This window comes from Kitasatospora sp. NPDC093102, assembly GCF_040683915.1.
Lineage (GTDB): Bacteria > Actinomycetota > Actinomycetes > Streptomycetales > Streptomycetaceae > Kitasatospora.
Genome location: NZ_JBFBFA010000031.1, coordinates 1 through 13,890, shown reverse-complemented (window position 1 = coordinate 13,890; position 13,890 = coordinate 1). Strand labels below are relative to the sequence as shown.

General features: G+C 74.7%; 12 protein-coding genes. 8 read left to right on the top strand and 4 right to left on the bottom strand.

The genetic code is table 11. The features are described 5' to 3' along the window. Positions 1–13 precede the first annotated feature (13 nt). The gene (locus AB0O11_RS28540; RefSeq protein ID WP_363392491.1) at positions 14–1,594 is read right to left on the bottom strand and encodes an MFS transporter; all 1,581 of its coding nucleotides are present in this window, start codon (positions 1,592–1,594) and stop codon (positions 14–16) included. 152 nt (positions 1,595–1,746) lie between these two features. Here AB0O11_RS28540 and AB0O11_RS28535 point away from each other — a divergent pair, with 152 nt between their 5' ends. The 3 genes from AB0O11_RS28535 to AB0O11_RS28525 all read left to right on the top strand — a co-directional run bounded on the left by AB0O11_RS28535 (position 1,747) and on the right by AB0O11_RS28525 (position 4,002). After that, positions 1,747–2,436 (top strand): TetR family transcriptional regulator, encoded by a 690-nt coding sequence (locus tag AB0O11_RS28535; RefSeq protein WP_363392489.1) that lies wholly within the window; start codon positions 1,747–1,749, stop codon positions 2,434–2,436. Positions 2,437–2,471: 35 nt separating this feature from the next. Continuing rightward, a complete protein-coding gene (locus AB0O11_RS28530; protein WP_363392487.1) occupies positions 2,472–3,281 on the top strand; it encodes an enoyl-CoA hydratase/isomerase family protein in 810 nt (269 codons plus the stop codon). Between the two features lie 112 nt (positions 3,282–3,393). After that, a complete protein-coding gene (locus tag AB0O11_RS28525) occupies positions 3,394–4,002 on the top strand; it encodes a hypothetical protein (protein ID WP_363392485.1) in 609 nt (202 codons plus the stop codon). Between the two features lie 129 nt (positions 4,003–4,131). Here AB0O11_RS28525 and AB0O11_RS28520 read toward each other — a convergent pair whose 3' ends face one another. Beyond that, complete coding sequence (locus AB0O11_RS28520; protein WP_363392483.1) at positions 4,132–5,358, bottom strand: acyl-CoA dehydrogenase family protein; 1,227 nt, start codon at positions 5,356–5,358, stop codon at positions 4,132–4,134. A 133-nt stretch (positions 5,359–5,491) separates the two neighbouring features. Here AB0O11_RS28520 and AB0O11_RS28515 point away from each other — a divergent pair, with 133 nt between their 5' ends. Continuing rightward, the gene (locus tag AB0O11_RS28515; RefSeq protein ID WP_363392481.1) at positions 5,492–6,127 is read left to right on the top strand and encodes a TetR family transcriptional regulator; all 636 of its coding nucleotides are present in this window, start codon (positions 5,492–5,494) and stop codon (positions 6,125–6,127) included. Positions 6,128–6,246: 119 nt separating this feature from the next. Next, a complete protein-coding gene (locus tag AB0O11_RS28510) occupies positions 6,247–7,686 on the top strand; it encodes a cellulase family glycosylhydrolase (RefSeq protein WP_363392479.1) in 1,440 nt (479 codons plus the stop codon). A 55-nt stretch (positions 7,687–7,741) separates the two neighbouring features. On the opposite strand, the gene AB0O11_RS28505 is transcribed toward AB0O11_RS28510, so the two are convergent. Next, positions 7,742–9,766, bottom strand: a complete 2,025-nt coding sequence (locus AB0O11_RS28505) for a M3 family metallopeptidase (RefSeq protein ID WP_363392477.1) — start codon at positions 9,764–9,766, stop codon at positions 7,742–7,744. A 207-nt stretch (positions 9,767–9,973) separates the two neighbouring features. Here AB0O11_RS28505 and AB0O11_RS28500 point away from each other — a divergent pair, with 207 nt between their 5' ends. Further along, a complete protein-coding gene (locus AB0O11_RS28500) occupies positions 9,974–11,701 on the top strand; it encodes a bifunctional 3'-5' exonuclease/DNA polymerase (protein ID WP_363392475.1) in 1,728 nt (575 codons plus the stop codon). 3 nt (positions 11,702–11,704) lie between these two features. On the opposite strand, the gene dhaM is transcribed toward AB0O11_RS28500, so the two are convergent. Then, a complete protein-coding gene (dhaM, locus tag AB0O11_RS28495) occupies positions 11,705–12,097 on the bottom strand; it encodes a dihydroxyacetone kinase phosphoryl donor subunit DhaM (protein ID WP_363392473.1) in 393 nt (130 codons plus the stop codon). A gap of 147 nt (positions 12,098–12,244) precedes the next feature. On the opposite strand from dhaM, the gene dhaK reads away from it, so the two are divergent. After that, entirely contained in the window at positions 12,245–13,240 is a 996-nt protein-coding gene (gene dhaK, locus AB0O11_RS28490; RefSeq protein WP_363392471.1) for a dihydroxyacetone kinase subunit DhaK, read from the top strand. A 68-nt stretch (positions 13,241–13,308) separates the two neighbouring features. Next, on the top strand, positions 13,309–13,890 hold a 582-nt coding region (gene dhaL / locus AB0O11_RS28485), incomplete at its 3' end, for a dihydroxyacetone kinase subunit DhaL (RefSeq protein WP_363392469.1).

Genomic DNA, 13,890 nt, shown 5'->3' with positions numbered 1-13,890 from the left:
CGAACCGCGCCGCTCAGGCCGCCCGGGCCCCCGCCACCGGTCGCTCCGCGGCCACGGCCCCCGGCTCGGCCGCCTCGCCTCCGTCCAGGGCCGCGCCACCGACCACCCGCAGCCGCCACACCAGCAACACCACCAGCACCAGCACCCCGCCGGCCGACAGGAAGACCACGTCCAAGGCGTCGGTGAAGCTGCGCACCGCGTGCTCACGCGCGGCCCCGGTGAGCGTCCGGACGGCGCCCAGCGGCGAGCCCTGCTCGCCGCCCGCGAAGACCCGGGCCAGCACGGTGCCGAACACCGCCGCACCCAGCGCGTTGCCGAGGTTCTGGAAGAACCGGATGCCGGTGGTCGCCACACCCAGCTGGTGCACCGGCGCGGCCTCCTGCACCACCACGATCAGCTGGCCGATCAGCTGGCCCAACCCGCAGCCCAGCAAGGCGAGTTCGACCAGCACCGTGGACAGCGCGGTGGTCGGCCCGCTCAGGCCGAGCAACAGCAGGGCGAGCGCCGCGCAGCCCGCGCCGGCCAGCAGCAGGACCCCGACCGAGCGGCCCCGGGCGAGCAGCCGGCCGGCGACCAGGCCGGAGGCCGTCATCCCGGCCGCCATCGGGATCAGATACAGGCTGGCCGAGGTCGGGGCGATGCCCCGGGCGAGCTGGAGGTAGAGCATCACGTGGACGATCGCGCCGATCATGCCCATCCCGACCAGGCCCTGGATCGCGAAGCCCAGCCGCACCACCGGAATCCGGAACAGTGACAGCGGCAGCACCGGCGCGGCGGCGACGGCCTGGCGCCACAGGAAGAGGCCGAACGCGGCAAGCGTGGTGGCGGCGAGCCCGAGGATCACCGGGGAGGTCCAGGCGTAGTCCCTGCCGCCCCACTCGGTGACCAGCAGCAGCCCGACCGCGAACGCGGCGGCCAGGGCGGAGCCGAGGAAGTCCAGGCCACCGCGGCCCGCCGCCCTCGGCAGCTTGATCACCAGGGCGACGCCGACCAGCACCACCAGGCAGAACGGCAGGTTGACGTAGAAGATCCAGCGCCAGCTGACGTGCTCGGTGAGCAGCGCCCCGACCAGCGGGCCGATCGCCATGCCCAGCCCCGCGACGATCCCGCCCATGGCGCCGCCCTTGGCGTCGGCGCGCCGGCCCGGCTCCTTGAACTGGGCGATGACGACCATGGTGACGCTCATCAGCCCGCCGCCGCCGATGCCCTGCACGGCCCGGAAGACGATCAGCTGGCTCATCGACTGCGCCGCCCCGCACAGCGCCGAGCCGAGCGCGAAGGTGGCAACCGCCCCGAGGAGCACGCGCTTGGCTCCGTAGGAGTCGCAGAGCCTGCCGTAGAGCGGCAGCAGCGCGGTGGCGGCCAGGGCGAACGCGCTGACCAGCCAGGGCAGCCGGTCGACGCCGTGGACGGGGTCCAGGTCCCGGACGATCGGCACCGTGGCCGCCGACACGATGTTCATGTCGAGCACCGCCAGCACGATCGTGACCAGGCAGAGCAGCATGCCCAGCCCGCGCTGGGCCTGGGTCATCAGGGCGGGTGCGGTCGGGTCGGGCGCGGTCTGCGCGGGTGCGCCCAAGGTCTCGGATGGCATCGGAAAGTCCCCCCGGAATCAGTGGAGTCGGGCCCGGGCCGGTGCGGTCGGCGGGCTCGGCACCACCATGGCAGGCTTTTTGTACTTGGTCAATTCTTCATCCAAGCCAATCATTCAGCTCGGTCAATCTTTGATCCTGGTACGGTTCCCCCATGGCGACCCGCACCGGCATGAACCTCAGCCGCGACATCGACCTCGACACGCTCCCGCTGCGCGAGCGCAAGAAGATCCAGACCGGCATCCGGATCTGGAGCACCGCGATCGCCCTGTTCGCCGAGCGCGGCTTCGACCAGGTCTCGGTGGCCGAGATCGCGGCCGCCGCCGAGGTGTCCAAGATGACCGTCTTCAACTACTTCCCGAGCAAGGAAGACCTGGTCATGGGCCCCATGGAGCAGCACCTCGACGAGCCGGCCCAGGTGGTGCGCGAGCGCGCCCCGGGCATCTCGGCGGTGACGGCGCTGCGCGAGCAGTACCTGTCCGCGCTGGAACGGTTCGACCCCGCCACCGGCCTGAGCGACCAGCAGGTCGTACTCGACGTGATCCGGCTGATCCACCACACCCCCGCCCTGCTGATGCGCGCCACGGCGGGCTTCGACCACCAGGCGCAGTCCCTGCTGACGGCCGAACTCCTCGCCCAGGACCCGGACCGCGACGAGCTGACCGCGCGGATCGCCGCCGCTCAGCTGCTGGCCACCCGCCTGGCGCTGACCGGCGAGAACCAGCGCCGGATGCTCGCCGGCGAGAGCGCCGCGGACGCCCTGTCCGCCGCACTGGAGGGGGCCCGCCGCGCCTTCGCCCTGGTCGAACACGGCCTCGGCGACTACTGCGCCCGCGCCGCCTGAGAGAGTTGGCGCACCACGACCGACCGGAGGTGCGCATGGACCAGCCGCTGCTCACGCGGAACCGCTCCACCCTGCCCGCCCAGGCCGAGGGCCTCAACGCGTACGTCGGCGAGGACGGCGTCGCGGTCCTGGAGTTCGCCCGCCCGCACCGCCGCAACGCGGTGACCCTGGCGATCTGGCAGGCGCTGCCCAAGGTGCTGGAGCAGCTGGCCGGCCACGATGGCGTGCGCGTCCTGCTGCTCACCGGCGCCGGCAACACCTTCAGCGCGGGCGCGGACATCGCCGAACTCTCCGAGGTGTATGGCGATCCGGACCGTGCGGAGGCCTACCACGCGACCAACGTCGCCGCCGAGGAGGCGCTGGCGGCCTTCCCCCACCCGACGCTCGCCGTGGTGCACGGCGCCTGCGTCGGCGGCGGCTGCCAGCTGGCCGTCGCCTGCGACCTGCGGTTCGTCGCCGAGGACGCCCGGCTCGGGATCACCCCGGCCAAGCTCGGCGTGGTCTACTCGGCGGTGCCGACCGTACGGCTGGCCCGGCTGATCGGCCCGGCCCGGGCCAAGTACCTGCTGTTCTCCGGCGAGTTGGTGACCGGCCGGGACGCGCTGCCGCTGGGTCTGGCCGAACGCGTCCTGCCGGAGGCCGAACTGGACGCCGCCGCGCTGGACTTCGCCCGGCTGCTGACCCGCCGCTCGACCCACACCATCGGCGCGGCCAAGGCCGTCCTGGACGCCCCGCCCGAGCAGGCCGACGAGGTCCTGGCCCCCTGGCTGCTCCGCTCCCGGGAGGGCTCGGACGTCCGCGAGGGACTGGCCGCCTTCCTGGAGGGCCGCCCCGCCCGGTTCTGAGCCGAGCCCGCCACCGGGCCCGGGTCGCCGGCGGACGGGGCCGCACCGGCACCCGTACGATCATCCGACCGAAATCCGTCCGCCCCTTCACGCCCCCGGAGCACCCACCCCGATGACGACCGAGGCCGAGGCCGCGCCCGCCCCCACCCCCCGGACGATCTGGGCCCGCCGCATCACCGACGGCCTCGAACCGAAGAACGTGATCATCGCGCTGCTCCCGGTGCTGGGCGGCCTCCGCTACGGCTGGCCGGGCATCGGCTGGGCGGCGTTCGCCGTGCTGTTCGCCGCCGTCGTCCCGACCCTGTTCATCCGGCGCGGCATGCGCCGGGGCACGGTGGCGGACCGTCACGTCGGCCACCGGCAGCACCGGCTGACCGTCCTCCCGCTCATCATGGGCTCGGTGCTGCTCAGCTTCGCGGTGATGATCGGACTGGACGCCCCGGCCGACCTCACCGCGCTGGTGCTGGCGATGTTCGCCTCGCTGGTCCCGATCCTGGTGATCACCGCCTGGTGGAAGGTCTCCGTGCACACCGCCGTGGCCACCGGCGCGGTGGTCTGCCTCGCCATCGCGCTCGGCCCGCTCTGGCTGCTGCTCGGACCGCTGGTCCCGGCGATCGGGTGGTCCCGGGTGGTCCTGCGGGACCACACCACCGCGCAGACGATCGTCGGCGCGGTGGTGGGCGCGCTCACCGCCGGGCTCACCTTCTGGGCCGCCCGATAACGGGCCGCCCACTGACGGTCCGGCCGGTGACGGGCCGCCCACTGACGGTCCGGCCGGTGACGGGCCGCCCACCGACGGTCCGGCCGGTGACGGGCCGCCCACCGGACTGTCCACTGCTGGACCGACCGGCTAGCGGATCGGCATCCCCGAGATCGCCCGGGCGATCACCAGCCGCTGGATCTCGCTGGTCCCCTCGAAGATCGAGTAGATCGCGCTGTCCCGGTGCATCCGCTCCACCTGGTACTCCCGGGTGAAGCCGTTGCCGCCGAGGATCTGCATCGCCTGCGCGGTCACGTACTTGGCGGTCTCGCCCGCGTAGAGCTTGGACATCGACCCCTCGGCCGCGGTGAACGGCTGGTTGTTGACCGCCATCCAGGAGGCCCGCCACACCAACAGCCGGGCCGCGTCGATCCGGGTCCTCATGTCGGCGAGCTGGAAGGCCACGCCCTGGTTGTCGATGATCGGCCGGCCGAACTGCTCCCGGGTCCTGGCGTAGTCCAGCGCCACCTCGTACGCGGCCCGGGCGATGCCGATCGCCTGCGCGCCGACGGCCGGGCGGGAGGCCTCGAAGGTGGCCATCGCCGCGTTGCCCTTGCCGCCCGGGCGCTTGACGCCCTCGCGGGCCCGGGCCAGCCGCTCGTCCAGCTTGTCCTTGCCGCCGAGCAGGCAGCTGCCGGGCACCCGGACGCCGTCCAGCACCACCTCGGCGGTGTGCGAGGCGCGGATGCCGTGCTTCTTGAACTTCTGGCCCTGGCTCAGCCCCGGGGTGCCCGGCGGGACGACGAAGGAGGCCTGGCCCTTCGCGCCGAGCTCCGGGTCGACGGTGGCGACCACCACGTGCACGGCGGCGATCCCGCCGTTGGTGGCCCAGGTCTTGGTGCCGTTGAGCACCCACTCGTCCTTCGCCTCGTCGTACACCGCCCGGGTGCGCAGCGCCGAGACGTCGGAGCCGGCGTCCGGCTCGGAGGAGCAGAAGGCGGCCACCTTGACGTCCTCCGGGGTGCCGAACATCTGCGGGGTCCAGGTGCCGATCTGCTCGTCGGTGCCGTTGGCCAGCACCGCGACGGCGGCCAGAGTGGTGCCGACGATGGACAGCCCGATGCCCGCGTCGCCCCAGAACAGCTCCTCCATGGCGATCGGGATGCCGACGCCGGAGGGGTCGAAGTACTGCTGGGCGTAGAAGTCCAGCGAGTAGATGCCCAGCTTGGCGGCCTCCTGGATGACCGGCCAGGGGGTCTCCTCGCGCTCGTCCCACTCGGCCGCGGCCGGTCGCATCACGTCGGCGGCGAAACCGTGCAGCCAGTCGCGTACGGCGAGCTGGTCCGCGCCCGGGTCCAGCGAGAACGTGCTGCTCATGGTGCTTGCCTCCGAAGACGTGTGCGGCCGACCAGGGTGTTACCTCCGGTAACATCGTGGGAGTCTGCTACTGATTGGTAACCGGTGTCAACGCCCAGGCAGACCCCGCCGAACCGATCCCGAGGAGCAGCGCATGTCCCGAGAGCCCCGCCGCGAGCAGCTGCTCAACGCCGCCGACCGGGTCATCCAGCGCGAGGGGCCGGGCGCCAGCATGAACGCCATCGCCGCCGAGGCCGGCATCACCAAGCCGATCCTCTACCGCCACTTCGGCGACCGGAACGGCCTCATCGGCGCCCTGACCGAGCGCCACACCAGCGGACTGCTGGCCGCCGTCCGGGCCGCCCTCGCCGAGCCGCTGGAGCGCCGCGACCGGGTCGAGCACGTGCTGGACACCTACCTCGCCGGCATCGAGGCCCGCCCCCAGGTCTACCGGCTGCTCACCCACCCCGAGCCGGGCGACCCGAACGGCGCCGGCAACGCGCTCGCCCCCGCGCTCAAGCAGATCGCCGAGGAGATCACCCGGGCCGTGCAGAGCCAGGTCGACCTCGGCGCCGACCGCGACCTGCTCGCCGAGGCCTGGGGCCGGGGCATCACCGGCATGGTGCTGGCCGCCGGGGACTGGTGGCTGGAGACCAGACCCTGCTCGCGCACCCGGATGGTGCAGGCGCTGGCGGACCTGCTCTGGGGCCGGCTGGCCGCCGCCGCGGACCTGCCGACCGCCGTCCTGCCGCCCGCGCCCGCCGAGTCCCCGGCCCAGGCCGCCGGCTGAACTCCCCCTGCACGCAAGGCCCTTGCCCGCACGAGCCTCGCGTGCACGACCCTTGTGCGGCGGGCGGCAGCACGGGCATCATCGGGCCCCACCCCCACCCCCGCCGTGTGAGGTCCCCGATGCGCCTGCGCCGCACCGCCGTCGCCCTGCTGCTCGCCGCCACCGCCGCCCTCACCGCCGTCCCGGCCTCGGCCCACGGCGGACGACCGGACCGCTTCCCCACCGGCACCGTCACCGCCGCCGACGGCCGCACCGCCCTCACCGACGCCGAGGGCCGCCACCTGCGACTGCGCGGCTTCAACCTCGACAAGTACGCCGAGGCCACCGCCGCCGACCTCGACGCCATCGCCGCCCAGGGCTTCACCCTGGTCCGGCTGCCGGTCTCCTGGACCAGGCTGGAGCCCGAGCGCGGCCGGCTCGACCCCACCGAGCTGCACCGCCTCCAGCGGCTCCTCGACCGGGCCGACCGGCTCGGCCTGCTGGTCCTGGTCGACTTCCACCAGGACGTCTACGGGCCGAAGTTCGGCGGCGGCACCAACGGCATCCCCGTCTGGGCCACCCGGGACGACGACCTGCCGTTCACCCCGGACCCGGACGACTGGTTCGCCGGATACTTCCAGCCCGCCGTCCAGGCCGCCTTCCGCCACCTCTACGACGACCCCGACCTGCGCGCCTGGCAGGCCGACTTCTACGCCCGGCTCGCCCGCGAACTGCGCGGCCACCGCTCGCTGCTGGGCTACGACCTGTTCAACGAGCCGTTCGGCCCGGTGGACGGCGACCCGAGCGACCCGGCCGTGCTGGCCGCCGCCTCCGCCGCCCTGGAGCAGGGCCGGCTCGCCGACATGTACCGCCGCCTGATCGCCGCCGTGCGCCGCTCCGACTCCCGCGCCTGGCTGTTCGTCGAGCCGACCGTGCTGGTCGGCCAGGGCGTGCCCACCCGGCTGCCCGGCTTCGCCGACCCGCGCCCCGGCGCACCCCGGCTCGGCTACGCCCCGCACTTCTACGACACCGCGGTCGAGGGCGGCGCCGACTGGAACCCCGCCGACGGCTTCGTGGAGCAGTACACCGCCGCGATCACCGGCTACCCGGCCGCCCACCGCCTGCCCGTCCTGGTCGGCGAGTGGGGCCCGCCCGACTCCCGCACCCCGGGCAACTCCGAGCTGGTCCGCCGTCAGGTCGCCGCGATGGACGGCTTCGCCGAGGGCTGGACGATGTGGTACTGGTGCCGGGGCAACGGCGGCTACTGCGCGCTCGACCCGGCCGGACGCCCCGCCCCCGGCGACGAGCCCGCCTTCGGCCCCTACCCGGTGGCCGTCGCGGGCACCGACGTCCGCGCCGACGGCGGCACCGTGCGCTGGCGCGCCGACGGCACCGGGCGCGGCAGTGAACTCCTGCTGCCCCCGGCCGCGTTCCCGCACGGCGCCCGGATCGCCGTCTCCCCCGCCGACGCCCGGGTCGAGGTCGTGCAGCCGACGGACGGGCGTGCGGGAACCGTACGCATCCGGCTCCCGCACGCCCGCCCGGGCACGACCGTGACGGTCTCGCTCACCGCGCGTTAGGGCCCGTCCCGTCGATCGGCTCGGCCCCGGGAACGACCGGCAGGACGGGCCCCGGTCACACCAGCCCGCGGCGGGCCAGCAGCGGCCCGGTCTCGGGTGCCCGGCCGACCACCGCGCGGAAGGACTCCAGCGGGTCCCGGCTGAACCCGCGCGCCAGCAGCTCGCGCCGGAACAGCTCACCGCTCTCCCGCACCGGGCGCCCGTTGCCCTCGAACCACTGCACGGTGTCGGCGTCCAGCACCTCCGACCAGATGTACGCGTAGTACGCCGCGCTGTAGCCGCTGGAGAAGATGTGCTGGAAGTACCCCGTCCGGTAGCGCGGCGGGATCGCGTCCACCGCGATCCCGGCCGCCGCGAGCGCCCGCGCCTCGAACTCCTCGGCGTCCGTGATCTCCCCGCCCTGCGGCACGGTGTGCCACGCCCAGTCCAGCAGGGTGGCCGCCAGGTACTCCACCGTCCGGAAGCCCTGCCCGAAACCCTCGGCCGCCGTCATCCGCTCGACCAGCTCGGCCGGCAGCGGCTCCCCGGTCGCGTGGTGGCGGGCGTAGTTGGCCAGCACCTCCGGCCGGACCATCCACATCTCGTTGACCTGCGAGGGGAACTCGACGAAGTCCCGGGGCACCGAGGTGCCCCAGAACAGCGGGTAGCGCACGTCCGAGAACAGCCCGTGCAGCGCGTGCCCGAACTCGTGGAACAGCGTGCGCACCTCGTCCCAGTCCATCAGCGCCGGCTCACCGGGCGCCGGACGCGGGATGTTGAGGTTGTTCAGCACCACCGGCCGCTGCCCGGTCAGCCGGGACTGGGCGACCAGCTCGGACATCCACGCGCCGCCGCGCTTGGACGCCCGGGCGTGGAAGTCGCCGATGAACAGGCCCAGCGGGCTGCCGTCCTCCTCGAACACCTCGTAGACCCGCGCGTCCGGGTGGTGGGCCGTCAGGTCCGGCCGCTCCGTGAAGCTCACCCCGTACGCCAGGTTGGCGGCGAAGAACACGCCGTCCCGCAGCACCCGCTCCAGCTCGAAGTACGGGCGCAGCACCGCCGCGTCCACCTGGTAGGAGCTCTGCCGGACCTTCTCCGAGTAGTACGCCCAGTCGTGCGCGGCGATCTCCCCGATCCCGTCCGCGGCGGCCTCCCGGGCCAGCTCCCCGGCCTCCCGGCGGGCCATCGCCACGGCCGGGCCGACCAGCCGGGACAGCAGCGCGGAGACCGCCTCGACGGTGCCGGCCGTCTCGTCCGCCACCACGTACGCGGCGTGGCTCGGGTACCCCAGCAGCGCGGCCCGCTCGGCGCGCAGCGCGGCCGTCCGGACCGCCAGCGGGCCGTTGACCTCGACGCCCCGGCCGATCGAGGCGGCCAGCAGCCGCTCGCGCACCGAGCGGTCGGTGAGTTGGGACAGCTCGGCCTGACCGGAGGTGTTCCGCACGCTCAGCACGTACTTCCCCTGGTGGCCGAGCACCCGGGCGTTCTCCGCGGCACCGGCGATCGCGCCCTCGGCCAGCCCGGCCAGCTCCTCGGCCGAGTCCAGGACCAGCGCCGCGGCCCGGGTGTCGGCGTTCACGTTCTGCTGGAACGTGGTGCCGAGCGCGGCGAGTTCGGCGTTCAGCTCGCGCAGCCGGGCCTGCTCGGCCGCGCCCAGCCGGGCGCCGGAGCGCACGAAGGCGGTGTACCGGCGCTCCAGCAGGCGCAGCGACTCCGGGTCCAGGCCGAGCCCGGCGCGCTCCTCGTACAGCGCCTCGATCCGGGCGAACAGCGCGAGGTCCAGGTGGATCGCGTCGTGGTGGGCGGCGAGCAGCGGGCTCACCTTCGCCTCCACCTCGTCCAGCACGTCGGTGGTGTCCGAGGAGGACTGGTTGAGGAACACCGCGTCGACCCGGCGCAGCAGCGCCCCGGAGCGCTCCAGGGCCACCAGGGTGTTCTCGAAGGTCGGCAGGCTCCGGTCGGCGGTGATCGCCGCGATCTCGGCCAGCTGCTCGGCCATCCCCCGCTCGTACGCGGGCAGGTAGTGCTCCTCGCGGATCTCGGCGAACGGCGGGAGCTCGTAGACCAGCGAGCTGGCCTGGAAGAACGGGTTCTCGGTCATTTCGCGAACCATACGCCGTGTCCCCCGCCCTGCCCACGCGCTTTCCCTCCCGTTGCAGATGCCTGCTCGCCGCCCGCCGTCGTACCCACCCGTTAACGTCGAGGCTGCGGACCCGTCGGTCGCGGGCCCGCGGCGCGCCCGCCCGCGGGCCCGCGCCCCGTACCCGTCCCCGCACGCCCGACCGCGCGCCGGAGAGGAGCAGCCCCCGTGGCACCCAGGACCGCCCTCGCGCCCGACCCGCACGGCCCCGGCGGCCGGCTCCAGCCGCTGGACGACGCGGGCGCCCCGCTCGGCCCGCCGGAGTCCGTCCGCGACCTCGCCGCCGCCGTCGCCGCCCGGGAGGCCGCCGGGAGCGACCGCCGGCCAGGGCCGCGCTGGGTCTGGGCCGCCGCCGACTCCGGGTACGCCCCGCTGCTGCCGTGCCTGCCCGACCGGCTCGCCCGCTGCCACGACCTGCGGCTGGTCGAGGCGTTGCTGCTGGCGCACGAGGGCCGGTTCGGCGCGCCCCGCTCGCTCGGCGCCGCCTGGTCCCGGCTGCGCGGCCTGCCCGTCCCGGAGGACCTGCCGGAGCCCGGCCTGGCCGAGGCGGACGGCGGCCAGGACACCCTGTTCGCCCCCGACCGGCTGCAACTGCCGCCCGGCGCCGACCCGCTGGCGGCCGTGGTCGCCGTCCACGCCGAACAGCAGCGCCGGATCGCCGCCATCGCCGACCCGGGCGCCCGGCAGCGGTTCCGGCTGCTGGTCGCCGCCGAGTCGGCCGGCGCCCTGGTGGCCGCCGAGATGGCCCACAACGGGCTGCCCTGGCGGGCCGACGTCCACGACCGGCTGCTGACCGAGCTGCTCGGCCCCCGCCCGGCCGTCCCCGGCACCCAGCCCAGGCTCCTCGCCGAACTCGCCGTCGACCTCCAGCAGGCCCTCGGCGCCAAGCCGTTCAACCCCGACTCGCACACCCAGGTGCTGCGCGCCGTCGCCGAGGCGGGCATCCAGCTGGGCTCCACCCGCTCCTGGGAGCTCAAGGGCGTCGACCACCCGGCCGCGCAGCTGCTGGTCCGCTACAAGGAGCTGTCCCGGATCCACGTCGCGCACGGCTGGGCCTGGCAGGACGCCTGGGCCCGCGGCGGCCGGTTCCGGCCCGAGTACGTGGTCGGCGGCGTGGTCTCCGGCCGCTGGGCCAGCCGCGGCGGCGGCGCCCTGCAGATCCCGCGCATCCTGCGCCGCGCCGTGGTCGCCGACCCGGGCTGGCTGCTGGTCGTCGCCGACGCCGCCCAGCTGGAACCGCGGGTGCTCGCCGCGCTCTCCCGGGACACCGGGCTGGCCCGCACCGCCGCCGGCGGCGACCTGTACGAGGCGCTCGCCGCCCACGCCTTCCAGGGCGACCGGGACAAGGCCAAGCTCGGCCTGCTCGGCGCCATGTACGGGCAGACCAGCGGCGACATCGGCCCGCTGCTGAACACCCTGCACCGCCGCTACCCGGCCGCCATGGGCTACGTGGAGGCCGCCGCCCGCACCGGCGAGGACGGCGGCGTGGTCGCCTCCCGGCTCGGCCGGGTCTGCCCACCGGCCTCCGCCGACTTCCTCGACCTCACCGAGGCCGAGACCGCGGGCGAGGCCGGCGGCCGCACCGCCCGCGCACGCGGCCGCTTCACCCGCAACTTCGTCATCCAGGCCAGCGCCGCCGACTGGGCACTGGCCCTGCTCGCCGCGCTGCGCCGCCGGCTGAACGAACTGCCCGCGGCGAGCCCGGCGGACCGCCCGCACCTGGTGTTCTTCCAGCACGACGAGGTGATGGTGCACACCCCGGCCAACCTCGCCGACGAGGTGGCCGCCGCCGTCGCCGGGGCGGCCGACGAGGCCAGCCGGCTGGTGTTCGGCGACACTCCGGTGCGCTTCCCGCTCAGCACCGCGGTGGTGGACTGCTACGCCGACGCGAAGTAGCCGCTACAGCTTCCGGAAGGAACGCGCGTCCTCGGCCGCCGCGACCACCTCGGCCAGCCCCGCCCCGGTCGAGGCGGTGACGGCGGCGGCCACCGCGCCCTCCACGAACGGCGCGTCCACCAGCTTCACGTCCGGGCGCGGCTCGTCCTCCAGCACCGTGACGGCGGTGAGCACCGAGCTGCCGAGGTCCGGCAGCACGACCACGCCGGCCCCGGCGTCGGCCCGCTCGATCGCCCCGGCGATCAGGTCGTAGCTGGTGCCCAGCCCGCCGTCCTCGGTGCCGCCCGCGACGACCACCCGCACGCCGTCCGAGGCGAGTTCGCCGAGCAGCTCGCGCAGCCCCTCCGCGAGCCGGGCGCTGTGCGAGACCAGAACAATGCCCACGTTTCCGCTCATGTCCGCGACCCTACGACCGGATCCCGCTGCTCCGGGAGAGTGATCGGAATCCCGCGTGTCGCACCCCGTGCCCACCACCCCCGTCTGGCGTAGCGTCGGGGCAACGGCGTCGACCGCCGTGGCGTCCTCACCAAGGGAGCGAGAGCGTTGAAGAAGCTGATCAACACCCCGGAGAGCGTCCTGGAGGACGCACTGGCCGGAATCGCCGCCGCCCACCCGGAACTGACGGTGGACGTCCCCAACCGGGTGATCACCCGGGCCGCCCGCCCGACCCGGCCCAAGGTCGCGCTGATCTCCGGCGGCGGCTCCGGCCACGAACCGCTGCACGGCGGCTTCGTCGGCCCCGGCATGCTCGACGCCGCCTGCCCCGGCGAGGTGTTCACCTCGCCCGTCCCGGACCAGATGCTGGCCGCCGCCAAGGCCGTGGAGACCGGCGCCGGCGTGGTCTTCATCGTGAAGAACTACACCGGCGACGTGATGAACTTCGAGCTCGCCGCCGAGCTGGCCGCCGAGGAGGGCCTGGAGGTCCGCACCGTCCTGGTCAACGACGACGTCGCGGTCGAGGACTCCACCTGGACGGCCGGGCGCCGGGGCACCGGCGCGACCGTGCTGGTCGAGAAGACCGCCGGCGCGCTGGCCGAGCGCGGCGCCCCGCTGGACGAGGTGGCCGCCCTGGGCGAGCGGGTCAACGCCGCCTCCCGCTCCTTCGCCGTCGCGCTCACCGCGGCCACCGTCCCGGCCGCCGGCAAGCCCGGCTTCGACCTGCCCGAGGACGAGATCGAGGTCGGCGTGGGCATCCACGGCGAACCCGGCCGCCGCCGCGAGAAGCTCCGTCCGGCCCGTGAACTGGCCGCCGAGGTGGTCGAGACCATCCTGACCGACCACCACCTGACTCCGGGCGACGAGGTGATCGCCCTGCTCAACGGCCTCGGCGCGACCCCACTGCTGGAGCTGTACGTGGTCTACGGCGAGGTCGCCGCCAGGCTCGCCGAACGCGGCATCACGGTGGCCCGCAGCCTGGTCGGCAACTACGTCACCAGCCTGGACATGGCGGGCTTCTCGCTCACCCTCACCAAGGCCGACGCCCAGCTGCTGGAGCTCTGGGACGCCCCGGCCGACACGCCCGCCCTCAGGCGGGCCTAGAGGGCGGGCCTTCACCCGGCCCGACAGGACCCACAGGACGCGCCCCGATCCGCACCGAAGGAGACCGGATGGACCCCGACACCCCGCAGTTCGACATCCCACTGGCCGAGGCCTGGATCCGCGCGATCGCCGCCGCCGTCGAGAGGGAGCAGTCCCGGCTCACCGAGCTGGACTCCGCGATCGGCGACGGCGACCACGGCAGCAACCTCCAGCGTGGCTTCGCCGCCGCCCTGACCGCCCTGGACGGCCTCCAGCCGGCCGGGCCCGGCGCCGTCCTCACCAAGACCGGCACCACGCTCATCTCCAAGGTCGGCGGCGCCTCCGGCCCGCTCTACGGCAAGGCCTTCCGCGCCATCGGCGCCGCCCTGCCCGAAACGGCCGGTCCTGCCGACGTCGCCGAGGCCCTGTCGGCCGGCCTGGACGCCATCCGCCTGCTCGGCAAGGCCGAACCCGGCGACAAGACCATCGTGGACGCCTGGACCCCGGCCGTCGCCGCCTTCCGCACCGCGGCCGCCACCGGTGCCGGCCTCCCCGCGTCGGCGGCCGCGGCCCCCCCCGCCCCCGAACAGGGGGCCCCCGCCACCGACCCCCACCACGCCCGCAACGGGCGCGCCAGCAACCACCGCGAACGCAGCAAACGCCCCCACGAA

Coding starts and splice junctions, on each gene's coding strand:
- AB0O11_RS28540 (WP_363392491.1), bottom strand. CDS start 1,594: ATGCCATCCGAGACCTTGGGCGCACCCGCGCAGACCGCGCCCGACCCG.
- AB0O11_RS28535 (WP_363392489.1), top strand. CDS start 1,747: ATGGCGACCCGCACCGGCATGAACCTCAGCCGCGACATCGACCTCGAC.
- AB0O11_RS28530 (WP_363392487.1), top strand. CDS start 2,472: ATGGACCAGCCGCTGCTCACGCGGAACCGCTCCACCCTGCCCGCCCAG.
- AB0O11_RS28525 (WP_363392485.1), top strand. CDS start 3,394: ATGACGACCGAGGCCGAGGCCGCGCCCGCCCCCACCCCCCGGACGATC.
- AB0O11_RS28520 (WP_363392483.1), bottom strand. CDS start 5,358: ATGAGCAGCACGTTCTCGCTGGACCCGGGCGCGGACCAGCTCGCCGTA.
- AB0O11_RS28515 (WP_363392481.1), top strand. CDS start 5,492: ATGTCCCGAGAGCCCCGCCGCGAGCAGCTGCTCAACGCCGCCGACCGG.
- AB0O11_RS28510 (WP_363392479.1), top strand. CDS start 6,247: ATGCGCCTGCGCCGCACCGCCGTCGCCCTGCTGCTCGCCGCCACCGCC.
- AB0O11_RS28505 (WP_363392477.1), bottom strand. CDS start 9,766: ATGACCGAGAACCCGTTCTTCCAGGCCAGCTCGCTGGTCTACGAGCTC.
- dhaM (WP_363392473.1), bottom strand. CDS start 12,097: ATGAGCGGAAACGTGGGCATTGTTCTGGTCTCGCACAGCGCCCGGCTC.